Below are 24,080 nucleotides of genomic sequence, written 5' to 3' on the forward strand. Positions count from 1 at the left end.
CCCCCCGCCCCCGCCCCCGCCCCCGCCCCCGCCCCCAGCGCTCACCACGCGTCCGGCCCCGCCGCCCGGGCCACCGCCCGGGCCGGCGGCCGGGCCGAGGACGCCGACACCGCCGAGGACGCCCGCCTGTCGACCTGGTACCACGCCCACCGCTACGACGGCACCACCGCGATCCTCGAAGTCCCCATGTGGGCCGGTGACCTGGTGGACGACCCGGCCCCGCACCCGGACCCCCGCGGGACCCTGCGGGCGCTGGCCCGACGGCTCGCCGAGGACGCCCAGCGCGTCGCCGAGGTGCTGGAGCGCACCCGACCGGACCTGCCCGCGGACGGGGAGTCCGCGCTGCTGCGGGCGGTGGACTGGACCCTGGCGCTGATCCCCCGGGTCACCGAGGCCTGGTCCGCTTCCGCGCCGCCGGAGGCGACGGCCGCGTACATCGGCAGCATCGACGCGTTCGCCCGCCGCCTGGCGCTGCGGGCGGCCGCGATGCTGCTGCGCGAGCTGCGCGCCGCCGGGCACCCGGCGGGACCCGAGCTGGACCGGCTTGTGGCGGACTGGTGCGAGGCCTTCGCCTCCAGGTTCCAGGCCCGTTGGGTACCGGTGGCGACCCAGGTCGAGCACCAGTCGCGCACGGCCCTGGCGGCGTACCGCAAGCTCCTGGCACGCGACCTCGGGAGGCGGGCCTGACCACGGCCCCGGAGCCCGCGCCCGGCCCCGACCCCTGCAGGTCCCTCCAGGTCCCTCCAGGTCCCTACAGGTCCCAGGTGAACCGCAGCTTGCCGCGCGAGCGGGCGCCGAGCCGGTCGTAGAAGCGGACCGCGCCCTCGTTCCACTCGGGGGTCTGCCACTGGACCTGGCTCAGTCCCCGGCTCTCGGCGTACGCGCGGACCGCGTCCATCACGGCCGTACCGAGCCCCTGGCCGCGGGTGGCCGCGGCCAGGTAGAGGCAGTCCATGTGCAGGTAGCGGCAGCCGTCCCAGAACGCGAACTCGGTGGACAGGGCGGCGTATCCGACGAGCGCGCGCCCCTCGGTCTCGACGACGAGGACGCGCAGGTCCGGGTCGGCCTCCGGGCCGAACAGCAGCGGGGCGAGCCGCTCCGCGAGCCCGGGGGCGGGCGGGGCGGCCTTCTCGTACGCGGCGTGCTCGTGGACCAGTTCGACGATGCGGGGCAGGTCCGCGGCGACGGCGGTACGGATCCGGGGTGCGGTCATGGACGCCTTCCTGTGTGCGTGGCGCGGCGGGTGCGCGGCCTCACGGCGCCGAGAGCCGGAACACCATGTGCCCGAACCCCACCTGGTCGCCGGCCCGGACGATGGCCGAACCGGTGACGCGGCGGCCGTTGACGGTGGTGCCGTTGGTGGAGCCGAGGTCGCGCAGCACCCACAACCCGTCGCTCGGGCGCAGTTCGGCGTGCCGGCGCGAGACGGTGTCGTGGCTCAGCCGCAGCCCGTTGCCCGGGTCACGGCCGATGGTCAGCGGGTACGGGCCGGTCTGCGGCAGCATGAGCTTCGGGAGCTTCTCGGCGTGCCAGGCGCGTCGGACACCGACCGCCACGGCGGAGGCGCGGCCGACCCAGCCGAAGAGCCGCTGCGTCCACGGCGTTTCGGCGCTGCCGAGGTCGGCGGTCAGCGCGGAGAGTTCGTCGGACCTCCGGGCGATCAGCGCGAGTTCCATGCGGCGCAGGAACGTGTCGTGCGAAAGCTTGCCCTGGGCCGCTCCCTCCCGGAGCAGGCCGAGGGCCCGGTCCCGTTCGGCGTCCGAGAGCCGCGCGGGGTAGGTCTGGAACTCAAAACTCGACGTCACAGGGTGATTGTCGGCCCGTCGGTGCCGGAGTGTCCAGAAGAGGGCCCGCGGGCCCGCGATGATGGGCGCGGGCACGTCGCGGCGTGCCCCGCGCACGCGGGTACGGGCAGGTTGGGCACCGTCGGCTGTGAGGGGACCGAGCATGCGGTTCGAGGTGTGGGCACCGGAGGCGGCACGGGTCGCGCTGCGACTGCGGGAGGAGTCGCTCCCGATGGCGCGGGACCCCGAGCGGGCCGGCTGGTGGGGCGCGACGGCGCCGGCCGCGGACGGGGACCGGTACGGGTTCGTGCTGGACGACGGTACCGCGGTCCTGCCCGACCCCCGGGGGCGGCGGCTGCCGGACGGCCCGGACGGGCCGAGCGCGGTGGTCGAGTTCGAGCGCTTCACGTGGCTGGGGTCCGGTCCCGGGGCCCCGCCGCCGCCCCCGCTGCAGGACGCGGTCCTGTACGAGCTGCACGTCGGCACCTTCACCTCCGAGGGCACGTTCGACGCGGCCATCTCCCGCCTGCCGCACCTGGTCGGGCTGGGCGTCACGCACGTCGAGCTGATGCCGGTGTGCCCGTTCCCCGGCCGGCACGGCTGGGGTTACGACGGCATCGCCCCGTGGGCGGTGCACGAGCCGTACGGCGGGCCGGCCGGTCTCGCCCGGTTCGTCGACGCCGCGCACGCCCACGGGCTGGGCGTCGTCCTCGACGTGGTGCACAACCACCTGGGTCCGGCGGGCAACCACCTGCCCGCGTTCGGCCCGTACTTCACCGACACCCACCACACCCCGTGGGGCGCCGCGGTGAACCTCGACGCGCCCGGCTCCGACGAGGTCCGCGCGTACCTGCGGGAGAGCGCGCTGGCCTGGCTGCGCGACTACCGGCTCGACGGGCTGCGGCTGGACGCCGTGCACGCCCTGGCCGACGACCGGGCGCTGACGTTCCTGGAGGAGCTCTCGGAGGCGGTGGACGCGCTGGCCGCGGAGACCGGCCGGCCGCTGTTCCTGATCGCCGAGTCCGACCGCTGCGACCCCCGCACCACCTCGCCGCGCGCGGCGGGCGGCACGGGGCTGCACGCGCAGTGGAACGACGACTTCCACCACGCCCTGCACACGGCGCTGACCGGCGAGTCCCAGGGCTACTACGCCGACTTCGCCGAGGCCCCGCTGGCCGCCCTGGCCAAGACGCTGACCCGGGTGTTCTTCCACGACGGCACGTACTCCTCCTTCCGCGGCCGCGCACACGGCCGTCCGGTGGACCGCCGCCGCACCCCCGCGCACCGCTTCCTCGGCTACGCCCAGACGCACGACCAGGTCGGCAACCGGGCGCTCGGCGACCGGCTGTCGGCCGGCCTCTCCCCCGGGCTGCTGGCCTGCGCGGCGGCGCTGACGCTGACCGGGCCGTTCGTGCCGATGCTGTTCATGGGCGAGGAGTGGGGGGCGCGGACGCCCTGGCAGTACTTCACCGACCACACCGACCCGGCGCTCGCCGAGGCGGTACGGACGGGCCGGCGGCGGGAGTTCGCGGCCCACGGCTGGGCGGCCGGCGACGTGCCGGACCCGCAGGACCCGGCCACCCGCAAGCGCTCCGTACTGGACTGGCGCGAGCCGGACCACTCCCCGCACGGCCGGCTGCTGGAGTGGCACCGCACGCTGATCGCGCTGCGCCGGCGCCAGCCGGACCTGCGGGACCCGGACCTGGCGGCGGTACGGGTGGCGTACGACGAGGAGCGGCGCTGGCTGACGTTCCGGCGCGGCGACGTCCGGGTGGCGGTCAACCTCTCCGCGCACCCGGCGACGATCGCCCTGGGCCGCAACGGCGTCCGCGTCCTGGCCGCGTGGGACGAGGCCGCCCCGCCCGACCCGGCCGGCCGCCTGCACCTCCCGGCAGAGTCGGTGGTCGTGCTGGGGCCTTGACGGGGCTCAGAAAGTGCCGGGGGCCCTGACGGGGCTCAGGTGGTGCGGGGCCCCTCACTGAGCTCAGGTCGTGCCGGGGCCCCGACGGGCCCCGGCCGGTGGCCGGGGGCCCTAACGGGCCTCCGCCACGGCCCCGTCCTCGGCCGGGGCGGGGTCGGTGAGGGCCAGTTCGTAGTACTTGAGCTGGTCGTCCTCGGCCACCAGGCGCAGGCCCACGGCGGCCATCACGTGCTGGGAGGCCACGTTGTCGTGCGAGGTGTCGCCGCGCACGCTGCGGGCGCCGAGTCGGCGGGCCAGTTCCACGAGGGCGCGCAGTGCCTCGGTCGCGTAGCCGCGGCCGCGTTCGGAGGGGATCAGCCCGTAGCCGATGGTGACGCTGCCCTCCTCGTCCACCGGGCCGTGGAAGCCGAGTCCGCCGATCGCGGTCCCGTCGGCGCGCCGCCGTATCTCGTAGGAGCCGAAGGGACCGGGGTCGCCCTGCTCGGTGCAGGTGGTGAGGAAGTTGCGCGCCCCGACCAGGTCGACCTCCGCCGGATAGCCGGCCGCCCAGCGGTCCCCGGCCCCGGGCGTGCGCGCGAGCAGGCGCTCCGCGTCGGCGGGGCTCATCGGATGCAGAACCAGTCGCGGGGTCAGTACGTCACCCATGACACCGTGGACTATCACATCAGACTACGGTTCGCCTACAGAAGTCGCGGCCTGTCCGAAACGCCGTCAGGAGACCGTGGCCAGTTCGCGCGGGGCGTTGTTGAGGCGGCGGCCGGCGGTCTCCGTGACCGTGACGACGTCCTCGATGCGCACCCCGAAGCGGCCCGGCAGGTAGATGCCCGGCTCGATCGAGAAGCACATGCCGGGGACCAGCTCCCGCTCCTCGCCCTCGACCATGTACGGCGGTTCGTGCGTGGTGACCCCGATGCCGTGGCCGGTGCGGTGGACGAACCGGTCCCCGTAGCCGGCCGCCGCGATCACGGCGCGTGCCGCCCGGTCGACCTCCTGGCAGGCGATCCCGGGCCGGACGGCTTCGAAGGCCGCCTGCTGGGCCTCCCGTACGACGTCGTGGACGCGCCGCTCCTCCGCGCCCGGGGCCGGGCCGACGTGGACGGTGCGGGAGATGTCGGAGCCGTAGCCGTGCTTGAGCCCGCCGAAGTCGAGGACGACCATGTCGCCGGCCGCGATGACCCGGTCGCCGGCCTCGTGGTGCGGGTTCGCCCCGTTGGGCCCGGAGCCGACCACGGTGAAGTCGACCCGGGAGTGGCCGTGGCGGCGGAGCAGCCGCGCGAGGTCGGCGGCCACCTCGCTCTCGCGCCGTCCGGCGAACCGCACCTCGAGGACCTCCTCGTACGCCGCGTCGGCCGCCGCTCCCGCGGCCGCGAGCCGCTCCAGCTCCCGGGCGTCCTTGACGGCCCGCAGCAGCGGCAGCACGTCGGTCAGGGCCGCGTACGTCGTACCGGGCAACTCCCGCTGGATGCCGAGCAGGTGCAGGGCCCAGGTGTTGTCGCTGACGCCGAAGCGGCCGTCGACGTCGAGGAAGGGGGCGGTCGCCCGGTAGGGGTTCTTCCCGTCGGTCCAGTCCCGCAGCGTCAGCGCGGGCGCGCCCGGGGCCCGGAACGCGTCCGGCGCCTCCAGCGCCGGCACGACCAGCACCGGTTCCTGGCCCACGGCGAGGACGAGGAGCGTCAGGCGCTCGGTCTCGGCGGGCGGGCGGTAGCCGGTGAGGTGGTACAGGTCGGGCCCCGGCGAGACCAGCAGTCCGTCGAGCCCGGCGTCGGCTGCGGCCGCGGCGGCCCGCTCCATGCGGGTGGCGTAGTCGGCGGTGGTGAAGGGGGCGGGCTCGGCCGACTCACGCGTCTGACGTGTCATGCGTCCCATCCTGGCGGCCCGTCAGGCGCCGCGCCAGCGCGCCGGCGGCCCCGTCGAGGGTGCCGGAGGAGAGCAGTTCCGTACGGTGCACGAGGCGCGGGGAGGCCAGCCGTACGGCCACCCCGCCACCGGTCCCCCCGCGCGCGCCGGCCGTCCCGCCGAGGGCGTCGGGCACCTCGCCACCGGTCCCGCCGGCGCCCGCGTACTCCCGCGCCACCCGCTCCGGCAGGAGTACGAGGCCGTGCCCGGCCGCGGCGAGGGTGCACAGGGTGCGGACGTCCGTGCCCTCGTAGCGCAGCGAGGCGTTGAGGCGGCCGGAGCCGGCCCGGGCGGCGGACCAGAGGGCGTCGAGCGGGAGGCCGACGCCGGGCGCGTCGAGCCAGCGGGCGTCCACCAGGTCCTCGAGCCGGACCTCGGTCCGGCGGGCGAAGGGGTGGTCGGCCGGCAGCAGGACGGCCAGCGGGGCCTCGCCGGCGCCGGCCACGGTCAGCGGCGCGACGTCCGGCAGCCGGAGCGGGTCGCTGGGGGCGGCCACGCCGTCGACGAGGCCGAGGTCGCACGCTCCGGTGGCGACGGCGGCGGGGATCTCCTCGCGCGGCAGCACCCGCAGTGTCACGCCGGTCGGGGGCAGCGCGGCCAGCACATCCGGGCCGGTCGCGAGGGGGCTCGCGGCGAGCGTGACCCGGCCGTGCGGGGCGGCGGTGAGGCGGGCGATGTCGGCGCGGGCGGCGTCGAGGCGCAGCAGGAGGGGCCCGGCGTGGTCCAGCAGCCGGCTGCCGGCCCGGGTCGGGGCGACGGGGCGGCGCGTCAGGAGCGGGGTGCGCAGGTCCCCCTCCAGTGCGGCGATCTGCTGCGACACCGCGGACTGGGTGTACCCGAGCTCGTGGGCGGCCTCGGAGAAGGAGCGGAGGCGCACGACGGTGACGAAGGTGCGCAGGAGGTGGGGGTCCATGCCCCCAGGATCGGGCACGGCTCGGGTACCCCCGCACCCGTCCCCACCCGTCCCGTCCCGTCCCGTTCCCACCCGTCCGTCCCGCGGTGTCGAAGGCTCAGGGGCAGGTGCCGGGCGGCGCCGCTCACCGGTCCGAGAGCGCCAGCTCCACGCCGAGGCCGATGAGCACCGACCCGGTCACCGCGTCGAGCGACCGCCGGGCGGCGCGTCCGCTGACGCGGGCGCGCCGCAGCAGTGCGCGCACCCCCTCGGCGCCCAGGATCAGGAGGGTGAACCAGGCCATGCCCTCGGCGTCGTGGACCAGCGCCAGCACCAGCCCCATCGCGAGGTGCGGGGTGCCCTCCGGGACGAACTGCGGCAGCACCGCCATGTAGAAGACCCCGATCTTGGGGTTCAGCAGGTTGGTGGTGAGCCCCCGCCGGTACGAGCCCGACAGCCGCGCCGCCGGCCGCTCGGGGCGCAGCTCCGCCGGGCCGGCCTCCCGGCGCAGCGCGCGCAGCATCCCGACGCCCATCCACAGCAGGTAGGCCGCACCCGCGATGCGCAGCACGGTGTACGCGGTCTGCGAGGCGGTCAGCAGCGCGGTCGCGCCGCAGGCCGCGGCCGCGCCCCACAGGAGAGCACCGGTGTTGATGCCCAGCGCGGTGGCGAAGGCGTGGGCGCGGCCGTGGGTCGCCGCACTGCGCAGGACCAGGGCGGTGTCGAGCCCGGGTACGAGCGTGAGCAGGCCGGCGACGACGGCGAAGGAGGCGACTGCCGAGGGGATGGTCATGGCGTCATCCTGGCCTGCCGAGGGCCCTTGTCAGTGCCCCCTCGGCGCCCCATCAGTACTGCTTATCGGACCACCAGGAATGATCGTTGGCGCTGAACGCCCTCGGCCCCGCACGATGATCCGCATGAAGATCGCACGCATCGCCCTCGTCGGCGACCGCTCCCCCAACGTCAAGGCCCACGTCCGGGTCCCCGCCCTGCTGGCCGCGCTCGCCGAGCGCGACGGGCTGGTCCTGGACGCGTACTGGATCCCGACCGGCGACGCGCAGGCCGAGGCCGCCTCGGGCGCCCTGGCCGGCTTCGACGCGGTGTGGGTGCTGCCGGGCAGCCCGTACGCCAGCGAGGCCGGCGCGCTCGCGGCCGTCCGCACCGCCCGCGAGGAGGGCATCCCCTTCCTCGGCACCTGCGGCGGCTTCCAGCACACCCTGCTGGAGTTCGCCCGCAACGTCTGCGGCCTGGCCGGGGTCGCGCACGCCGAGAACGACCCGGAGGCCACCGACCTCCTCATCGCCCCGCTGGCCTGCTCGCTCGTGGGGCACGAGGGCGTGGTGACGGCCGCGCCCGGCTCGCTGGCCGAGGAGGTCCTCGGGGCGGAGCGCTCGGTGGAGCGGTACCACTGCAACTACGGGCCCGACCCCCGGCACCTGCCGGCGCTGACCGCCCACGGGCTGGTCCTGTCCGGACACGACGAGGAGGGCGGCCCGCGGATCGCGGAGCTGCCGGGGCACCCGTTCTTCCTCGCGACCCTCTTCCAGCCCGAGCTGTACGGGGACGGCTCGGACCCGCACCCCATCGTGCGGGCCCTGGCCGCGGCGGCGGTGGCCCACGCCGGGGCGCGGGCGGCCGCGTAGCGGGACGGCGACGGGCCGGCCCGGCCCGGTCCGGACCCCGACCCGACCCGGCGCGGCACCGGCCCCGGCCCCGGATACGCCTGTGGGGCGTACGAGATGCTCGTACGCCCCACAGGACCAACAGGGTGAGTGACGGGACTCGAACCCGCGGCCACCTGGACCACAACCAGGTGCTCTACCAACTGAGCTACACCCACCACGGCGGGCGCCACGGCGCCCGTCGATGTGCACGCACAGCATAGCCGATCAGCGGCGGTGGTCCCGCGCCCGTCCCGTGCCCGGCCCGCGCCCCCACCAGGGGAAGGCCGCTCCCGGGGCGTCAGCTCCGCAGGAAGCCCTCGATCTCCGTGACGAGCGTCACGGGCGTCTCGTGCATCGGGTAGTGGCCGGCGCCCGCGATCGTGCGGATCTCCGCGTTCGGGTACCAGACCTGCCAGGTGGCCCGCATGACCTCTTCCGTCAGTGCGAGGTCGTACGCCCCGACGAGGACCAGCACCGGCACGGTGCTGCCCTTGACCGCCGCCGACAGGTCGAGGGTCTGCCAGCTGGCGAGGTAGCCGGCGAAGGCCTCCGGCCGGGAGACCTCCAGCGAGTGGGCGACCATCCGGTCCAGCCAGTGGCGGCTCGCGCGGTTGCCGGTGACCAGGTCGAGGATGGCCAGCCGCTTGGCGGGGTCCTCGGCGGCCCCGTAGAAGAGGGCGTGGGTCTGGTCGTCCATCTCGTACGGGGCGGCCGGCACCGGCGCGAGGCCGACCAGCTTCTCGACGCGTTCGGGGGCCCGGACGAGGACCTGCTGGATCGCCTTGCCGCCCATGGAGTGGCCGATGAGCGAGAACGTGTCCCAGCCGAGCCCGTCGGCCAGCTCCAGGACGTCGTCGGCGATCTCGGCGAGGCCGTACCGGCCGGTCTCGGCCTTGCGCTGCCCGTAGCCGCGGTAGTCGAGGAACGCGTACGTGAACTCCTCGGGGTCGAAGTAGTCCAGTACGGAACCCCAGTTGGCGGAGGTGCCGAACCAGTCGTGCAGGACGACGGCGCGGCGGGGTCCGGTGCCGACGGTCCGGTGGGCGATGGCCATACGGGCTCCCTTTCGAGGGGGACGTGACGTGACGCCGTATGGTCTGCCCACCGGACCGCCGCTCACACCGGGCGGTGTCAGACGGTGACGATGCCGGGGTCGCTCACGCCCGACGCGCCGGTCTCGACGTGGCCCGCCAGCCGGCGCAGGAACGTGGTGTCGACGTCGGAGACCACGGTCAGGTCGTACCAGCTGCGCGAGGCGCGCAGGTCGACGGACTGGGTGAGGGTGGCGCCCTTGCGGACCGTAAAGGTCTGCGCGGAGCCGCCGTAGGCGTTGGTGACGGTCAGGTGGGCGTCGGCCGTGCCCACGTTGGTGAAGGTCAGGTCGATGTTGCCGGTGCCCGCGTCGTGGCGGGCCGTGACCTCGGTGCCGGCGGTCTTGGCGTTGCGGAAGCGGCGCAGGAAGCCGTTCGGGCCGTGGACGGTGAGGTCCGTGACGCCCTTGGAGTACGTGGTGTTCCAGGTGTCCGCGATCGACTTGCCCGCCTCCGTGGTGTAGGTCCACGGGCCGTCGGTGCGGTTGGGGGAGGTGACCAGGAACTGCGCGCCGGCCGTCGGGCCGCCGCTGAAGGTCAGCTGGTACTTGCCGGTGCTCGTGTTGGCCGCGCCGTCCACGTACGGGGCGTACTTGAGCGGGCGGGTGGGCTTGGTGCCGGCCTCCTGCTTCGGCATGGTGCCCACGGCCGGGACCGGCGGGACGTAGTCGGGGTGGCGGTTCCTGTCCGGCGGGTAGTAGCCGGCGGTGGGCGGCAGCACGGCGGCGCTGCTGTCGGCCTGGGTGAAGTCGAAGGCCGAGGTCAGGTCGCCGCAGACGGCCCGGCGCCACGGCGAGATGTTGGGCTCCCGGACGCCGAAGCGGGTCTCCATGAAACGGATGATCGACGTGTGGTCGAGGGTCTCGGAGCAGGTGTAGCCGCCGCGGCTCCAGGGGGACACGACGAGCATCGGGACGCGCTGGCCGAGGCCGTACGGGCCGGCGACGTAGCCGGTCTTGCCGGGGAAGTAGTCGAGCGCGGTGGAGACGGTCGACAGGCCCTGGGAGGCCGAGGAGGGCACGTACGGGGGGACGACGTGGTCGAAGAAGCCGTCGTTCTCGTCGTACGTGATGAACAGCGCGGTGCGGGCCCACACGTCGGGGTTGGAGGTGAGCGCGTCCAGCACCTGCGCGATGTACCAGGCGCCGTAGTTCGCGGGCCAGTTGGGGTGCTCGGTGAAGGCCTCGGGGGCGGCGATCCAGGAGACCTTCGGCAGGGTGCCGTTCCGGACGTCGGCACGCAGGTTGTCGAAGAGGCCCTGGCCGGCCTTGGCGTTGGTGCCGGTGCGGGCCTTGTCGTGGAGCGGGCTGCCGGGCTGGGCGTTGCGGTAGCTGTTGAAGTAGAGGAGCGAGTTGTCGCCGTAGTTGCCGCGGTAGGCATCGTTGATCCAGCCCCAGCCGCCGGCCGCGTCGAGGCCGTCGCCGATGTCCTGGTAGACCTTCCAGGAGATGCCGGCGGCCTCCAGGCGCTCGGGGTAGGTCGTCCAGCCGTAGCCGGCCTCGGCGTTGTTGAGGACCGGGCCGCCGCCGGTGCCGTCGTTGCCGGTGCACCCGGTCCACATGTAGTAGCGGTTCGGGTCGGTGGAGCCGATGAACGAGCAGTGGTACGCGTCGCAGAGGGTGAACGCGTCGGCGAGGGCGTAGTGGAACGGGATGTCGTCGCGGGTCAGGTACGCCATGGTGGTGGCGGTCTTCGCCGGCACCCACTGGTCGTACCTGCCCTTGTTGAAGGCCTTCTGGCCGCCGGCCCAGTCGTGGTTGAGGTCCTGGATGAACTGCATGCCGAGGTCGTTCGCCGGCGGGCGGAAGGGCAGGATCTCCTTCTTGTTGGCGTCCGCCTGGTACCAGACCGGCTTGCCGCTCGGCAGCGTCACCGGGCGCGGGTCGCCGAAGCCGCGGACGCCCTTCATGGAGCCGAAGTAGTGGTCGAAGGAACGGTTCTCCTGCATCAGGACGACGATGTGCTCGACGTCCTGGATCGTGCCGGTGGCGCCCTGCGCGGGGATGGCGGCGGCCCGCGCGATGCTGTCGGACAGCATCGTCAGCGCGGCGGCGCCGCCGCCCGCTATCTGCATGAAGCGGCGGCGATTGAGTTCAGCCATGGGGGTTCGACCTCTGCGGTGTGGGAGGGGAGCGGCGTTTCGAGCGCCCCTAGAACAGCGCTCGAGTGGGACCGCCCGAAGACTCCCCCGTGACGCGCCGCGGTACGCCAGGCGAACGGCTTCCCTGACGGAACGCCGCCCTCCGCAACCCCCCGCACCCCTACACGCCCCCACCCCGCCAAACCGCCCCAAAACCCTCACCCGTTCGCTCCGCTGAACCCAGCTCCCCCAAACCGCCCGGAACAGCCTTTCCGGTCAGCGGGCTGAACGCCCGGCCCGGACCGCCCGTTTGGAGCAGCGTCCGGCGGATCAATAGGATCCGCCGGTGATCACTAGAAAACGGCCGGCGGCGTGGCTCTGGATCCTGTTCGCCGCACTCATCATGGGACTCCAGCCCGGTCCCGCCCTCGCGGACGAACCGGGCGGACGGGCAGCGCCGAAGGTCGACTTGGTGCTCGACGTCAGCGGCTCGATGCGCACGCGCGACATCGACGGCGGCACGCGCATGGCGGCGGCGAAGCAGGCGTTCAACGAGGTGCTCGACGCCACCCCGCAGGAGGTCGAGCTCGGCATACGCACGCTCGGCGCCCAGTACCGGGGCAACGACCGGCAGGAGGGCTGCAAGGACACCCAGCAGCTCTACGCCGTCGGTCCGTTGGACCGGACCGAGGCGAAGACCGCCGTCGCCACGCTCGCACCGACGGGCTGGACGCCCATCGGTCCGGCGCTGCTCAAGGCGGCGGACGACCTGAACGGCGGTGAGGGCTCCCGCCGCATCGTCCTCATCAGCGACGGCGAGGACACCTGCGCCCCGCTCGACCCGTGCGTGGTCGCCCGGGACATCGCCGCCAAGGGCATCCACATCACCATCGACACGCTCGGCCTGGTGCCCGACGCCAAGACCCAGGCGCAGCTCAGCTGCATCGCCTCGGCGACCGGCGGCACGTACACCGCCGTGCGCCACAAGAAGGAACTCACCGACCGGGTCAACCAGTTGGTGGACCGGACCGCGAAGCCCGAGGTCACCCCGGTCGGCGTGCAGGGCGCGGACGAGTGCGCCAAGGCCCCGGTGCTGACCTCCGGGATCTACAGCGACCGCGAGGTGGCGGGCAGCCACCGGTGGTACCGCGTCGCGGTGCGGCCGGGGCAGGAGCTGCGCGCCTCGGTGAGCGTCGCGGCCGACCGCGCGGTGGCGCGGGACTACGGCGTGCTGCTGCGCGCCACGACCCTGTACGGCCGGGAGATCGTGCGCGGGCAGGAGTCCGGCGACGGGCGCACCGACGTGATCTCCACCGGTCTGCGCTACCCGCGGCCCGAGGAGGACGATCCGGACGACGCGGACGCCGCGCAGGCCGCGGAGACCGTCTGCCTGCGGGTGAGCACCTCGTACGCCCCCGCCGCGGGCGTCCCGGCCGCGCCGGGCTTCCCGGTCGAGCTGACGGTCGACCTCGTGGACGGCCCGGACGAGGCCTCGGACGTGGCCGCCTTCGGGCTCGGTCGCGGCTGGTGGCTGCTGGCGGTGCTGGCGCTGGCCGGCTTCCTCGGCGGCCTGCTGTGGGGCTGGATCTCGCGCTGGCGCGTGACGGTTTGGAGGACCAACTGATGGCTCGAACGACGACTCGGACGGCCGACCGGTCCGCCACCCGGGCGGGGCGGCTGCGCCGCCTCGTGGCCGGCGGCGCGGCGGCCCTGTCCCTGTGGGCCGGCGCGGGGACCGCGCCGGCGCTGGCGGACTCGCCCTCCCCCACCCCCTCCGGGAGCGCCGACAGCAAGCCGCTGACCTCGGCCGGGACCTCGTTCCGCACCGCGGCCGAGCTCCGCCAGAACGGGCGGGCCGCGGTGTCCGCCTCCACCGGCGACTACCTGTACTGGTCGTTCGCCGCGAACGCGGCGCAGCGCTCCACCGTCAAGGCGCGGGTGGAGCTGCCGGAGACGGCGGCCGGCCAGTCCTCCTCGGTGTGGCAGCTCGACGTGTACGACGGGCTGCGGCGCCGGCAGGCCTGCCGGTACGGGGCCACGACGCGCGGCGCCGCGGCCGGCGCCCGGACCATCGACCTGACCTGCGCGCTGCCGACGGTGCGGGCGTGGGCCGAGTCCTGGTCGGGCGACCCGCTGCCGGGCACGTACTACATCCGGCTGACGGCGGTGGGCCTGAACAAGGCCGACCAGGGCCTGCCGGTGCACGCCGAGGTCGGTGTCACCACCGAGGACATCGGCGGCAGGGCGGCCGTGGACGGCTCGCTGGCCGAGCCGCTGGTGCCGGGCATCGGCACGTCCGACGGCTCCGGCGCCGCCGGGGACGCGGGGGCCGCGGCCTCGGCGGACCCGTCCGCCTCGGACTCGGCCGCGTCCCAGGCCAAGGGCTCGGTGGCCCGGCTGTTCTCCGGCGAGCCCGAGGACGGCTGGGGCTGGACCTGGCTGAACGACCGCTGGCTGTGGACGGCCGCGGGCGGGGTACTGGCCGCGCTGGCGGGCATCTGGGGCTACCGCCTCACCCGCGGCTCCGGCCGCCCGCGCCACGTCCCCCCGCCGGGCGCCTGACCCCCCACCGGACGGAGCCGGCGCCCGCCGACGTCCGCCGGGACGTCTCGGCCCGCTCTCCCCCCTGGGGAGGGCGGGCCGCGGCGTTCGCGGAGGAGGCGTCCCGGAACGCCCCCGGGTCCAGGGCGGTCGCGTCCGCGTAGACCGGTCTCCCCGACACCCGCGCGCCGTCAAGCGCCGAGGGGACCCACACACCACGGGACCCGCCCCGAAGCGAGCCCACCGAAGCCCCAGTTCAACGCCCCCCGAACCGCCCCACGAAGCGCCGCTGCCAGGGCGTTTCGACGGCGCGCGGAGAGTAGTGGCGGCGTACGAACGCCACGGCCTCGCCGCCCGGCAGCCCGTCGAGCACCGCGAGGCAGGCCAGGGCGGTGCCGGTGCGCCCGTACCCGCCGCCGCAGGCGACCTCCACCCGCTCGCCGGCCCCGGCACGGGCGAGCGCCTCGCCCAGCACCGCGGCGAGCGCCGACGGGTCGGCGGGCAGCAGGAAGTCGGGCCACCGGACCCACCGGGTCTCCCACTCCGGGGCCGGTGGCCGGCGCCCGAGCAGGTGCACCGCGAACTCCGGGCGGGGGCCGGCCGGGAGCGGGCGGCGCAGCCCGCGTACGCGCACGAGCAGCCCGGAGGGCAGCCGCAGCACACCGGGCGCCCCGGGCGGCCAACCGCCGCCCGGGGCCGCGTCCTTTTCCGTACCGCCACCACCCGCCATGGACCCACCGTAGACGGCACAGGAAAAGGCGGTGGAAAAGGCGGGCGCAACCGGCCGGAACGCCCCACCGTACGACCGGCAGGAACGACTGGCGACCATCCCCCGCCGCAGACTGACGGACCGTCGCCGCCGGCGCGCGCGTCAGGCCCCGACGCCGGCCGTCCGGGCCGCGATCAGGGAGTCCAGCAGGGCGAGCAGGGCGCCGCGCACGTCGCCCCGCTCGCGGGCGTCGAGCATCAGGACCGGGGTGCGCGGGTCCCGCAGGTGGAGCGCCCCGGCGATCTCCTCCGCGGTGTACGACTGCTCACCGTGGAAGCAGTTGGCGCCCACGACGAACGGCAGGCCGCGGCTCTCGAAGAAGTCCACGGCAGGGAAGCTGCGGTCCAGCCGCCGGGTGTCGACCAGCACGATCGCCCCGAGCGCCCCGTTCAGCAGGTCGTCCCACATGAACCAGAAGCGCTCCTGGCCCGGCGTGCCGAACAGGTACAGCACCACTCCGGCGTCGTCGAGGGTGAGGCGCCCGAAGTCCATGGCCACCGTGGTGACCTCCTTGGACTCGATCCCGTCGAGGTCGTCGACGCCCACGCCCGCGGCGGTGAGGCGCTCCTCGGTGCGCAGCGGTTCGATCTCGGAGATCGTCTCGACGAACGTGGTCTTGCCGACGCCGAATCCCCCGGCGACGAGGATCTTGACGGGAGCCACCGAGGCGGCCGGGGTGTCATATCCGGGCAAGGTTGTCCCTGATTCTCATGAGCAGGTGGACGTTGGTGGTCTCGGCGCCCTCCAGGGGCGGCCGGTGGTGGATGAGCCCGCGCTCGGCGAGTTCGCCGAGCAGCAGCGTCATCGGGGTGAGGCGGATGCCGGTGCGCGCCGCGAGTTCGGCGACCGCGCGGCCGTCCGGTGGCTGGCACAGGGCGAGCACGGCCAGCCACTCGGTCGGCAGGCCGGCGTCGGCGTCCGCGGCGACCGCGGCGGTGATCGTGGTGTCCATGGTCAGGACGGTGTCCGGCGCGGAGGTACGGCCGTCGGTGAGGGCGTACAGCCGCGTCCGGCGCGGCGCCCGGGGCCGGCGCGGGGGTCCCGCGTCGGCCCCGGGCTCCGGTCTGGCCGCGGGGGCCGGCTCCCGCGGCGCGTCGTCGTCCGGCATCAGGCCGCGGGCCCCTGGCCGCGCTCCGGGGTGTCCAGCCACTCGCCGAGCGCCTGGGCCGTCCGGACGGCCTCGCCGCCCAGCTCGCCGAGCCGGGCCTTGCGGGAGGTGACGACGATGAGCGTGCTGCCCTCGCCGCACCCGACGATGCACAGGTACCGGTCGTCCATCTCGACCAGCTGGCGGATGACCCGGCCGCCCTCGATCTCCCGGGAGATCGCCCTCATGGTGGCCGCGACCCCGGAGGACGCGGCGGCGATGCGCTCGGCCTGGTCCCGGTCGAGGAGGTAGGGGCTGAGCATGATGCCGTCGTTGGACAGGAGCACGGCGCCCTGGATGCCGGCGATCCTGCTGAGGTTGTTGTCCAGGACGCTGTAGATCACGTCGTTGGCTGTCGTCGTCATGGCTGATCCCGTCGGAGCTCTCGTTCCACTGTCTGCGTCCCCTGTTCGTAGTCGGCCCAGGCGTCCGCCACCTCTTCGGGTGTCGCCTCGTCCGGGGCGGGGGCGGGCTCGGGGGCGCGCGGTCCGCGCAGCCGGTCCGTCATGTGGGTCTGCGGCACGCGCTCGGGGAGCGGCGGCCGGCCGCCGCCCGCGGTCGCCCGTACCGGCAGGGTCGCGGGCGCGGCCACGGCCGCGACGGGCGCGGGGCCGGTCGGGGCGGGCTCGGGGCGGAGCACCGCGGACGCGGGGCCGGCCGGGGCGGGAGCGGCTGCCGCGGGCTCGCGGACGTGCTCCCGGGCCGGTTCGCGGCGCGCGGGCCCCGGTACCGGGCGCACCGGCTCGCGGCCGGGCCGCGCGGTCGCGCGTACGGGTCCGCGGGTGGCCCCGGCCGCGCCGCCCTCGGCCCGCTCCGCCGCCAGCAGCGCGGCCGGCAGGATCACCACGGCCGACGTCCCGCCGTACACGGAGCGGCGCAGGGTGACCCGGGCGCCCAGCTGGTCGGCGAGGTGGCCGACGACGAAGAGGCCGAGCCGGTGGGCGTTGTCGGCGAGGACGGAGTACGGCGGCGCGCTGTGCAGGCGCGCGTTCATCTCCTCGTAGCGCTCGCCGGAGACCCGCGGCCCGCGGTCCTCGATCTCGACCGACAGGCCGTCCGCGACGCGTTCGGCGCGGATGACGACCGTGGACCGGGGCGGGGAGAACCGGGTGGCGTTGTCCAGGAGTTCGGCCAGCAGGTGGCTGGTCTGGCTGATCACGTGCGGTTCGATGCTCGCCTCGTCGAGTGCCTGGCGCTCGATCCGCCGGAAGTCCTCGACCTCCGCGGCGGCCTCGCGCAGCAGGTCGGCGATGCGCATGGGGTTGGTGTGCGGGTCCGGGATCTCGCCGCCGGACAGGATGAGGAGGTTCTCGATCTGCCGCCGCATGCCGACCGTCAGCTGGTCGGCGCGCATGAGCTGGGCGAGCAGCGCCTCGTCGTGGCCGAAGGCGTCCTGGATGTCCTCGGTGAGGCTGAGCTGGCGGCTGACGAGGTTGCCGGTGCGGGCGGCGAGGCCCGAGGCGAACATGCCGAAGCCCTGCCGTTCGGCGGCCAGCTGCCGGTGCCCGTCGACGGACACGGCGACGACCCGGGCGAACGCGTCGTTGATGCGGCCGACCTCGTCGTCGTGCCCCCGCACCTGCGGCAGGGCCGTGTCGTCGACGTCCTGGCCGCGGTGCAGCCGGGCCACCACCTCGGGCAGGGTCCGCTCGGCGACGGCCACGGTGCGCCGGTGCAGTCCGTCCAGGCGGCGCAGTACGGACCGGGTGGTGAGCACGACGAGGGTGACGACCGCCAGCAGCAGGGCGGCGCTGCCGCCGACCAGCAGGAACACCTCCCGCTCCAGCTCGCCGGCCTTCGCGTCGGCCTCGGCCAGCACGGCCCGGCCGCGGTCCGATCCGAGTTTGGCCAGCTGCGGGGCGAACCACTCGTGCGCGGCGCGCCAGTCGGTGACCTCGAAGGGCAGCCGTACGCCGGTGTTCGTGTCCTTGTGGTTGGACCGGACCGAGCCCTCGATGCGGAGTTTGGTCTGCCACGGCCCGGACCCGGTGATCCGCTCGTACCTCTCCCGGTCGGCGGGGGGTAGGAACGGCACGATCGAGGTGCCGAACAGGTACGGCTGGGACCCGGAGGCCTCGAGGAAGGAGGCGAAGCCGACGGCCGTCAGCTCCCTGGCCGGCCCGGCGAGCGCGAGCAGCGCGTCCTCGCGGGCCACCATCTCCGAGGCCGTCAGGAGCGCGACGGCCGCGCGGCCGTCCTCGCTGACGCGGCCGTCGTCACCGTGGCTGAACTCGTCCTGGGAGAACCGCAGCAGCCCGTCGATCAGTTCGGTGTAGTAGCCGACCGTCCGGTCCGGACCGCCGGTGCGGTCGTCCGCGCGCTTGCGCTGCGAGGCCAGGTCGTCGAGGCCGCTGGTGACCTCGACGAGCAGCTTGCGGGTCGCCTCGGACCGCTCGGCGCCGGTGGCGGCCGGGCCCCGGAAGGCGGCCACGGCGAAGTCGGCGGAGTTCCGGGCCTCGCGCAGGTCGGAGTCCCACAGGGAGCCGCCCGACCGCGCGGCGGCGGTCAGCGTCCGCTCGGACTGCAGCGCGGCCACCAGCTGGAACAGTGGTTCGCCGAGCCGCTGTCCGGCCTCCACGTCGGCCCGCAGGTTCTGCGCCTGGGTCAGCAGGCGGTCGGCGGTCAGCACGGTCTGGGTGCCCATCGCCACGGTGGGGACGACCGCCAGCCAGATCAGCAGCGTGCGCAGGCGCACGGTCCGGATCCGTCGGCGCACGGCCCGCAGCCGGCGGTGGGGGGCCGGCGCGGGAGCGCCTTCGGGTTCGCTGGCGGGCATCGGTCCTCGGGGGCGGCGCGGAGCGGGCGGGGGCACGTACGTACGAGCGGAAGGCGCCGATCATAACCAGCCACAGAGGCTCTACGGAACGGCAAGGGGCGTCCGGAACGGTCACGAAATGTGCCGCCCCAGACGCCCCCTGTGCGTCCCTGCCTACCGGCGAACCGGTCAGACCAGGTCGAACCGGTCAAGGTTCGAGACCTTGACCCAGGCCGCGACGAAGTCGTTCACGAACTTCTGCTTCGCGTCGTCGCTCGCGTAGACCTCGGCCAGCGCGCGCAGCTCGGAGTTGGAGCCGAAGACGAGGTCGGCCCGGGAGCCGGTCCACTTCACCTCGCCGGTGGCCGCGTCGCGGGCCTCGAAGGTGTGCGCGTCCTCGGAGGTCGCGGTCCAGGTGGTGCCGAGGTCGAGCAGGTTGACGAAGAAGTCGTTCGTCAGCCGCCCGGGGGTCTCGGTGAGGACGCCGAGCTGGGAGCCCTGGTAGTTGGCACCGAGCACGCGCAGGCCGCCGACGAGGACGGTCAGCTCGGGGGCGCTCAGGTTCAGCAGGTTCGCCTTGTCGACGAGCAGGTACTCGGCGGGCAGGCGCTGGCCCTTGCCGACGTAGTTGCGGAAGCCGTCGGCGCGCGGCTCCAGGGCGGCGAAGGACTCGACGTCCGTCTGCTCCTGCGAGGCGTCCACGCGGCCGGGCGTGAAGGCGACCTCGACCTCGAAGCCGGCGTCCTTGGCGGCCTTCTCGACGGCCGCGGCGCCCGCGAGGACGACGAGGTCGGCGAGGGAGACCTGCTTGCCGTCGGCCTGGGCGGCGTTGAAGGACTCCTGGATGCCGGTCAGGGTACGCAGGACGCGGGCGAGCTGGTCGGGCTCGTTGACCTCCCAGCCGATCTGCGGCTGCAGGCGGATGCGGCCGCCGTTGGCGCCGCCGCGCTTGTCGCTGCCGCGGAAGGAGGACACGGCGGCCCAGGAGGTGGAGACCAGCTCGGCCACGGAGAGGCCGGAGCCGAGGACCTGCTCCTTGAGGGCGGCGACGTCGGCCGCGTCGACGAGCTCACCGGTGCGCGGCGGCAGCGGGTCCTGCCACGCCAGCTCCTCGGAGGGGACCTCCGGGCCGAGGTAGCGGACGACCGGGCCCATGTCACGGTGGGTCAGCTTGAACCAGGCGCGGGCGAACGCGTCGGCGAACTGCTCCGGGTGCTCCAGGAAGCGCCGCGAGATCTGCTCGTACGCCGGGTCGAAGCGCAGCGCCAGGTCGGTGGTGAGCATGGTCGGGAGGTGCTTCTTCGAGGCGTCGTAGGCGTCGGGGATGACGGCCTCGGCGTCCTTGGCGACCCACTGGTGGGCGCCGGCCGGGCTCGAGGTGAGCTCGTACTCGAAGCCGAAGAGGTTCTCGAAGAAGTTGTTGCTCCAGCGCGTCGGCGTGGTGGTCCACGTGACCTCGAGGCCGGAGGTGATCGTGTCGGCGCCCTTGCCGGTGCCGTACGTGCTCTGCCAGCCGAGGCCCTGGGCCTCCAGCGGGGCGGCCTCGGGGTCGGCGCCCACGTGGTCGGCGGCGCCGGCGCCGTGGGTCTTGCCGAAGGTGTGGCCGCCGGCGATCAGGGCGACGGTCTCCTCGTCGTTCATCGCCATGCGGCCGAAGGTCTCGCGGATGTCGCGGGCGGCGGCTATCGGGTCCGGGTTGCCGTTGGGGCCCTCGGGGTTGACGTAGATGAGGCCCATCTGGACGGCGCCGAGCGGGTCCTCGAGCTCGCGGTCGCCGCTGTAGCGCTCGTCGGCGAGCCAGGTGGTCTCCGGGCCCCAGTAGACGTCCTCGTCCGGCTCCCAGACGTCGGCGCGGCCGCCGGCGAAGCCGAAGGTCTCGAAGCCCATGGACTCCAGCGCGACGTTGCCCGCGAGGATCATGAGGTCGGCCCAGGAGATGGCCTGGCCGTACTTCTTCTTGACCGGCCACAGCAGGCGGCGGGCCTTGTCGAGGTTGGCGTTGTCCGGCCAGCTGTTCAGCGGCGCGAAGCGCTGCTGGCCGGCACCGGCGCCGCCGCGGCCGTCGCTGATCCGGTAGGTGCCGGCGCTGTGCCAGGCCATGCGGACCATGAAGGGGCCGTAGTGGCCGAAGTCGGCGGGCCACCAGTCCTGCGAGGTCGTGAGGACCTCCGCGATGTCCTGCTTCACGGCCGGCAGGTCCAGGCCCTTGAAGGCCTCGGCGTAGTCGAACTCCTCGCCGAGCGGGTTCGCGACGGCCGGGTTCTTGGCGAGGATCTTCAGGTTGAGCCGCTCCGGCCACCACTGGCGGTTGCCGCCGCCCTGCGTCGGGTGCGCGGCGCGGCCGTGGGCGACCGGGCAGCCGCCGGCAGCGGCCTCGAGATTGTCAGACATGGGGGAATCCTTCCGAACTAACCGGATCGCGGAGCTCAGGGCCTGAGGGCGGTGGAACGTTCGTGGGCGACCACCCAGCCTGTCCCTTGGCTACTACCGGAACAGATCCTACGATGGACATAATCTAAGTCAAGATGACAACCAGACCTGACCTGGTTGATGTTGTCTTGAGACGCACCGGGAGGTGGTGAGGCATGAGCACACTGCTGGAACGGCTTCGTGGCCGGGGCTGGCGGATGACCGCCCAGCGCCGGGTGGTCGCCGAGGTCCTCAGCGGCGAGCACATCCACCTCACGGCGGACGAGGTCCTGGTCCGCGCGGCCGAGCGACTGCCGGAGATCTCCCGGGCGACGGTCTACAACACCCTCGGGGAGCTGGTCGCGCTCGGCGAGGTCACGGAGGTCGCCACCGACGGCCGCGCCAAGCGCTACGACCCGAACGCGCACCGCCCGCACCATCACCTGGTCTGCGGGGGCTGCGGAACCATCCGCGACGTCCAGCCCGACGGCGACCCGCTGGCCGCCCTCCCCGCCTCCGAACGCTTCGGCTTCACGGTCTCCGACGCCGAGGTCACCTACCGCGGCCTCTGCCCCGCCTGCGCGGCCGGGGCGTAGCGCCTTCGGGTGCCCCGGACATGCCGAAGGCGGCCGCCCCGGGGTCCGGGGGGCCGCCTTCGCGTCGGCTCAGGCCTCGTCGGGCGTGAGGCGCAGGGAGATCGAGTTGATGCAGTAGCGCTGGTCCGTGGGGGTCGGGTAGCCCTCGCCCTCGAAGACGTGGCCCAGGTGCGAGCCGCAGCGGGCGCAGCGGACCTCGGTGCGGACCATGCCGTGCGAGGTGTCGGCGAGCAGCTCGACCGCGTCGGAGTCCTTCGGGTCGTAGAAGGACGGCCAGCCGCAGTGCGACTCGAACTTGGTGTCCGAGCGGAACAGCTCCGCACCGCAGGCGCGGCAGGAGTAGACACCCTCGGCCTTGGTGTCGGTGTACTCACCGCGGAAGGCCGGCTCGGTGCCGCCCAGGCGCAGCACCTGGTACTCGGACGGGGTGAGCTCGGCCTGCCACTGCTCGTCCGGCTTCTCGACCTCGTACGACATGACGCGCGCTCCCTCAGTTCGACAGGCGGGCAAGGCCCTCGAGAATGACCGGGCCCAGGTCGGTCACGTCGCCCGCGCCCATGGTGAGAACGAGGTCGCCGGGCTTCGCCATTCCCGCCACGACCTCGGGTACCGAGGTGGCGTCGTGCTGGGCGGCGACGTCGGCACCCGCGGCCCGCGCCGCGTCGATGATGATCTCGCTGGTGACGCCGGGGACCGGGTCCTCGCGCGCCGGGTAGATGTCGAGGACCACGGAGGCGTCGGCGAGCGCGAGGGCCTGGCCCATCTCCTTGCCCAGTTCCTGGGTGCGGGAGAAGAGGTGCGGCTGGAAGACGACCAGGATCCGGGAGTCCCCGGCGGCGCCGCGGATGGCCTCCATGTCGGCGGTCATCTCGGTGGGGTGGTGCGCGTACGAGTCGATGACCTGCACCCCCGCGGCCTCGCCCTTGAGCTGGAGGCGGCGCTTGACGCCGGTGTACTTGCCGAGCGCGGCGGCCAGGTCGTCGGCGGGGACGCCCAGGGCGACGCCGGCGGCGAGGGCCGCGACGGCGTTGTGCGCGTAGTGGCGGCCGGGCACGGAGACCGTGAAGGTCAGCTCCCGCCCGTCGAGCAGGACGGTGACCTCGCTGGTCAGGCCGCGCGGGACGACGCGGGTGACGCGGACGTCGGCGCCCTCGGACTCGCCGTAGGTGACCACGTTCAGGCCGGCGCGCGCGCCGACGCGGGCGGTCAGCTCGACGGCGCCCTCCTGGTCGGCGGAGACGACCAGGGTGCCGCCCTCGACGACCTTGCCGACGAAGGTCACGAAGGACTCGTGGATCTCGTCCATCGAGGCGTAGTTCGCGTGGTGGTCGAGCTCGGCGTTGAGGACGATCGCGACCTCGGGCGCGTACTTGTGGAAGCTGCGGTCGCTTTCGTCCGCCTCCGCCACGAAGATCTCGCCGGTGCCGTGGTGGGCGTTGGAGCCGGGCGCGTCGAGGTCGCCGCCGATCGCGTACGAGGGGTCCAGGCCCAGCGCGCCGAGCGAGACGGCCAGCATCGAGGTGGTGGTGGTCTTGCCGTGGGTACCGGCGACCGCGATCGGGCGCAGGCCGTCCATGAGGGAGGCGAGCGCGTCGGAGCGGTGCACGACGGGGATGCCGAGCTCGGCGGCGCGGGCCAGCTCGGGGTTGTCGGCGCGGATGGCGCTGGAGACGACGACGCAGCTGGCGTCCTCGGCGAGGTGACCGGCGGCGTGGCCGATGTGGACCGTGGCGCCCTGGGCGCGCAGCGCCGCCGCGGTCCCGGACTCACGGGCGTCGCTGCCGGCCACCCGGGCGCCGCGCTGGGCGAGGATCTTCGCGATGCCGGACATCCCGGCGCCGCCGATGCCGATGAAGTGGGGCCGTTCCATGGCGGTCGGCAGGCCGGGCGACGGCGTCATACGGGATCTCCCCAGGTGCGGTGCGATACGTGCGGGTACGAGGCTACGCGTGGACGGCCGGTCCGTGCGTACGGCGGTGGGGGCGCGGGGCGCCGTCGGTCAGCTTATTCGTTGTGGGCGAAGAGCTTCAGCACCGGAACTCCGACCTTGTGCCGGGCGCGGGAGGCCCAGTCCCGGTGGAAGAACTCCTCGACGAAGTGGGGGGCGGTCAGGACGATCACCTCGTCGGCCCCGCTCTCCTCCACCACGGTCTTCAGCTTGTCCAGCGGATGGTCCTCGACGATCTGCCCGACGGCCGTGCCGCCCTTGGCCCGCAGGGCCTTCAGCGAGTGCTCGAGGGCCTTCTCGGCCGGGCCGCGGGCGTCGTCGCCCTCGGGCTCGTCGCCCTCCCGGATCGCCTCGGGGATCTCCCCGAGGGCCACGTCGTCGATGGCCCGCAGGAGCCGGTCCTGGTCGCCCCGGGGCTGCATGAGCACGATGAAGGAGACCTTGTCGTCTCCGTGCAGGGTCGTGACGAAGTCCACGTCTACGGGTGTCAGAGGCTTCTCGATCATCAAAACGCTCGTGAACACGGACGCCCTCTCCTTCATGGGCCGCTCGGCCCCTGCGGAAACCATCCTGCCCCGCTCTGCCAC

22 protein-coding genes, 1 tRNA gene and 1 pseudogene are annotated in these 24,080 nt (G+C 74.3%); 6 read left to right on the top strand and 18 right to left on the bottom strand.

The annotated features are described in order from the left end of the window. Positions 1-687: pseudogene (locus IF43_RS0131015) on the top strand (3-hydroxyacyl-CoA dehydrogenase); the annotation flags it as partial. A gap of 64 nt (positions 688-751) precedes the next feature. Here IF43_RS0131015 and IF43_RS0131020 read toward each other — a convergent pair. Continuing rightward, positions 752-1,213: a GNAT family N-acetyltransferase gene (locus IF43_RS0131020; RefSeq protein WP_030208434.1), complete on the bottom strand. Its 462-nt coding sequence runs from the start codon at positions 1,211-1,213 to the stop codon at positions 752-754. Positions 1,214-1,253: 40 nt separating this feature from the next. Then, positions 1,254-1,805, bottom strand: a complete 552-nt coding sequence (locus IF43_RS0131025) for a DUF1707 and FHA domain-containing protein (RefSeq protein ID WP_030208435.1) — start codon at positions 1,803-1,805, stop codon at positions 1,254-1,256. A gap of 142 nt (positions 1,806-1,947) precedes the next feature. Here IF43_RS0131025 and treZ point away from each other — a divergent pair, with 142 nt between their 5' ends. Continuing rightward, positions 1,948-3,705: a malto-oligosyltrehalose trehalohydrolase gene (gene treZ, locus IF43_RS0131030; protein WP_030208437.1), complete on the top strand. Its 1,758-nt coding sequence runs from the start codon at positions 1,948-1,950 to the stop codon at positions 3,703-3,705. Between the two features lie 111 nt (positions 3,706-3,816). Here the strand turns inward: treZ and IF43_RS0131035 are convergent, their stop codons facing one another. From IF43_RS0131035 to IF43_RS0131050, 4 genes are all read right to left on the bottom strand, one after another. Then, entirely contained in the window at positions 3,817-4,350 is a 534-nt protein-coding gene (locus tag IF43_RS0131035) for a GNAT family N-acetyltransferase (protein WP_037890816.1), read from the bottom strand. Positions 4,351-4,416: 66 nt separating this feature from the next. Further along, positions 4,417-5,562, bottom strand: coding sequence for an aminopeptidase P family protein (locus IF43_RS0131040; RefSeq protein ID WP_107048632.1), 1,146 nt, complete (start codon positions 5,560-5,562; stop codon positions 4,417-4,419). Beyond that, positions 5,543-6,514, bottom strand: a complete 972-nt coding sequence (locus IF43_RS0131045; RefSeq protein WP_030208450.1) for a LysR family transcriptional regulator — start codon at positions 6,512-6,514, stop codon at positions 5,543-5,545. The genes IF43_RS0131040 and IF43_RS0131045 overlap by 20 nt, the downstream gene beginning before the upstream one ends. A 124-nt stretch (positions 6,515-6,638) precedes the next feature. After that, a complete protein-coding gene (locus IF43_RS0131050; RefSeq protein ID WP_030208454.1) occupies positions 6,639-7,286 on the bottom strand; it encodes a LysE family translocator in 648 nt (215 codons plus the stop codon). Positions 7,287-7,410: 124 nt separating this feature from the next. Here IF43_RS0131050 and IF43_RS0131055 point away from each other — a divergent pair, with 124 nt between their 5' ends. Next, positions 7,411-8,136, top strand: coding sequence for a CTP synthase (locus IF43_RS0131055; protein WP_030208457.1), 726 nt, complete (start codon positions 7,411-7,413; stop codon positions 8,134-8,136). Between the two features lie 124 nt (positions 8,137-8,260). Here IF43_RS0131055 and IF43_RS0131060 read toward each other — a convergent pair. The 3 genes from IF43_RS0131060 to IF43_RS0131070 form a co-directional block, all read right to left on the bottom strand. After that, a tRNA-His gene (locus IF43_RS0131060) sits at positions 8,261-8,333 on the bottom strand. 122 nt (positions 8,334-8,455) lie between these two features. Further along, positions 8,456-9,211: an alpha/beta fold hydrolase gene (locus IF43_RS0131065; protein WP_030208460.1), complete on the bottom strand. Its 756-nt coding sequence runs from the start codon at positions 9,209-9,211 to the stop codon at positions 8,456-8,458. A 77-nt stretch (positions 9,212-9,288) separates the two neighbouring features. Then, a complete protein-coding gene (locus IF43_RS0131070; RefSeq protein ID WP_030208463.1) occupies positions 9,289-11,349 on the bottom strand; it encodes a phosphocholine-specific phospholipase C in 2,061 nt (686 codons plus the stop codon). 325 nt (positions 11,350-11,674) lie between these two features. On the opposite strand from IF43_RS0131070, the gene IF43_RS0131075 reads away from it, so the two are divergent. Next, a complete protein-coding gene (locus IF43_RS0131075) occupies positions 11,675-12,952 on the top strand; it encodes a VWA domain-containing protein (RefSeq protein WP_030208466.1) in 1,278 nt (425 codons plus the stop codon). Then, positions 12,952-13,890: a hypothetical protein gene (locus tag IF43_RS0131080; protein WP_051796516.1), complete on the top strand. Its 939-nt coding sequence runs from the start codon at positions 12,952-12,954 to the stop codon at positions 13,888-13,890. The genes IF43_RS0131075 and IF43_RS0131080 overlap by 1 nt, the downstream gene beginning before the upstream one ends. 235 nt (positions 13,891-14,125) lie before the next feature. On the opposite strand, the gene IF43_RS0131085 is transcribed toward IF43_RS0131080, so the two are convergent. From IF43_RS0131085 to katG, 6 genes are all read right to left on the bottom strand, one after another. Further along, on the bottom strand, positions 14,126-14,599 hold the full coding sequence (locus tag IF43_RS0131085) for a protein phosphatase (protein ID WP_078910596.1): 474 nt from the start codon (positions 14,597-14,599) through the stop codon (positions 14,126-14,128). 141 nt (positions 14,600-14,740) lie between these two features. Beyond that, the gene (locus IF43_RS0131090) at positions 14,741-15,331 is read right to left on the bottom strand and encodes an ATP/GTP-binding protein (RefSeq protein ID WP_030208479.1); all 591 of its coding nucleotides are present in this window, start codon (positions 15,329-15,331) and stop codon (positions 14,741-14,743) included. Further along, positions 15,318-15,746: a DUF742 domain-containing protein gene (locus tag IF43_RS0131095; protein ID WP_078910597.1), complete on the bottom strand. Its 429-nt coding sequence runs from the start codon at positions 15,744-15,746 to the stop codon at positions 15,318-15,320. Before IF43_RS0131095 ends, IF43_RS0131090 begins: the two co-directional genes overlap by 14 nt. Further along, entirely contained in the window at positions 15,746-16,150 is a 405-nt protein-coding gene (locus IF43_RS0131100) for a roadblock/LC7 domain-containing protein (RefSeq protein ID WP_030208485.1), read from the bottom strand. Before IF43_RS0131100 ends, IF43_RS0131095 begins: the two co-directional genes overlap by 1 nt. Beyond that, on the bottom strand, positions 16,147-18,561 hold the full coding sequence (locus IF43_RS0131105) for a nitrate- and nitrite sensing domain-containing protein (RefSeq protein WP_051796519.1): 2,415 nt from the start codon (positions 18,559-18,561) through the stop codon (positions 16,147-16,149). The genes IF43_RS0131100 and IF43_RS0131105 overlap by 4 nt, the downstream gene beginning before the upstream one ends. 168 nt (positions 18,562-18,729) lie before the next feature. Next, positions 18,730-20,931 carry a catalase/peroxidase HPI gene (katG, locus tag IF43_RS0131110; protein WP_030208492.1) on the bottom strand — a complete coding sequence of 734 codons (2,202 nt, stop codon included), beginning with the start codon at positions 20,929-20,931 and terminating at the stop codon, positions 18,730-18,732. A 194-nt stretch (positions 20,932-21,125) separates the two neighbouring features. On the opposite strand from katG, the gene IF43_RS0131115 reads away from it, so the two are divergent. Next, positions 21,126-21,545, top strand: coding sequence for a Fur family transcriptional regulator (locus tag IF43_RS0131115; protein WP_030208493.1), 420 nt, complete (start codon positions 21,126-21,128; stop codon positions 21,543-21,545). A gap of 69 nt (positions 21,546-21,614) precedes the next feature. Here IF43_RS0131115 and msrB read toward each other — a convergent pair whose 3' ends face one another. The 3 genes from msrB to IF43_RS0131130 all read right to left on the bottom strand — a co-directional run bounded on the left by msrB (position 21,615) and on the right by IF43_RS0131130 (position 24,017). Continuing rightward, complete coding sequence (gene msrB / locus IF43_RS0131120) at positions 21,615-22,022, bottom strand: peptide-methionine (R)-S-oxide reductase MsrB (RefSeq protein ID WP_030208494.1); 408 nt, start codon at positions 22,020-22,022, stop codon at positions 21,615-21,617. Positions 22,023-22,035: 13 nt separating this feature from the next. Next, the gene (gene murC, locus IF43_RS0131125) at positions 22,036-23,445 is read right to left on the bottom strand and encodes a UDP-N-acetylmuramate--L-alanine ligase (protein ID WP_030208495.1); all 1,410 of its coding nucleotides are present in this window, start codon (positions 23,443-23,445) and stop codon (positions 22,036-22,038) included. Between the two features lie 104 nt (positions 23,446-23,549). Continuing rightward, positions 23,550-24,017, bottom strand: coding sequence for a hypothetical protein (locus IF43_RS0131130; protein ID WP_037890822.1), 468 nt, complete (start codon positions 24,015-24,017; stop codon positions 23,550-23,552). Between the last annotated feature and the right edge of the window lie 63 nt (positions 24,018-24,080).

Origin of the sequence: Streptomyces sp. NRRL S-87 (genome assembly GCF_000719335.1) — a bacterium.
Classification (GTDB): domain Bacteria; phylum Actinomycetota; class Actinomycetes; order Streptomycetales; family Streptomycetaceae; genus Streptomyces.

What these genes read in the sequence shown, in the direction of transcription:
- IF43_RS0131115 (WP_030208493.1), top strand. Translation starts at nt 21,126, where the DNA reads ATGAGCACACTGCTGGAACGGCTTCGTGGCCGGGGCTGGCGGATGACC.
- IF43_RS0131065 (WP_030208460.1), bottom strand. Translation starts at nt 9,211, where the DNA reads ATGGCCATCGCCCACCGGACCGTCGGCACCGGACCCCGCCGCGCCGTC.
- IF43_RS0131080 (WP_051796516.1), top strand. Translation starts at nt 12,952, where the DNA reads ATGGCTCGAACGACGACTCGGACGGCCGACCGGTCCGCCACCCGGGCG.
- IF43_RS0131100 (WP_030208485.1), bottom strand. Translation starts at nt 16,150, where the DNA reads ATGACGACGACAGCCAACGACGTGATCTACAGCGTCCTGGACAACAAC.
- katG (WP_030208492.1), bottom strand. Translation starts at nt 20,931, where the DNA reads ATGTCTGACAATCTCGAGGCCGCTGCCGGCGGCTGCCCGGTCGCCCAC.
- IF43_RS0131055 (WP_030208457.1), top strand. Translation starts at nt 7,411, where the DNA reads ATGAAGATCGCACGCATCGCCCTCGTCGGCGACCGCTCCCCCAACGTC.
- IF43_RS0131070 (WP_030208463.1), bottom strand. Translation starts at nt 11,349, where the DNA reads ATGGCTGAACTCAATCGCCGCCGCTTCATGCAGATAGCGGGCGGCGGC.
- IF43_RS0131105 (WP_051796519.1), bottom strand. Translation starts at nt 18,561, where the DNA reads ATGCCCGCCAGCGAACCCGAAGGCGCTCCCGCGCCGGCCCCCCACCGC.
- IF43_RS0131050 (WP_030208454.1), bottom strand. Translation starts at nt 7,286, where the DNA reads ATGACCATCCCCTCGGCAGTCGCCTCCTTCGCCGTCGTCGCCGGCCTG.
- IF43_RS0131040 (WP_107048632.1), bottom strand. Translation starts at nt 5,562, where the DNA reads ATGACACGTCAGACGCGTGAGTCGGCCGAGCCCGCCCCCTTCACCACC.
- treZ (WP_030208437.1), top strand. Translation starts at nt 1,948, where the DNA reads ATGCGGTTCGAGGTGTGGGCACCGGAGGCGGCACGGGTCGCGCTGCGA.
- IF43_RS0131095 (WP_078910597.1), bottom strand. Translation starts at nt 15,746, where the DNA reads ATGCCGGACGACGACGCGCCGCGGGAGCCGGCCCCCGCGGCCAGACCG.
- IF43_RS0131035 (WP_037890816.1), bottom strand. Translation starts at nt 4,350, where the DNA reads ATGGGTGACGTACTGACCCCGCGACTGGTTCTGCATCCGATGAGCCCC.
- IF43_RS0131020 (WP_030208434.1), bottom strand. Translation starts at nt 1,213, where the DNA reads ATGACCGCACCCCGGATCCGTACCGCCGTCGCCGCGGACCTGCCCCGC.
- murC (WP_030208495.1), bottom strand. Translation starts at nt 23,445, where the DNA reads ATGACGCCGTCGCCCGGCCTGCCGACCGCCATGGAACGGCCCCACTTC.
- IF43_RS0131085 (WP_078910596.1), bottom strand. Translation starts at nt 14,599, where the DNA reads ATGGCGGGTGGTGGCGGTACGGAAAAGGACGCGGCCCCGGGCGGCGGT.
- msrB (WP_030208494.1), bottom strand. Translation starts at nt 22,022, where the DNA reads ATGTCGTACGAGGTCGAGAAGCCGGACGAGCAGTGGCAGGCCGAGCTC.
- IF43_RS0131045 (WP_030208450.1), bottom strand. Translation starts at nt 6,514, where the DNA reads ATGGACCCCCACCTCCTGCGCACCTTCGTCACCGTCGTGCGCCTCCGC.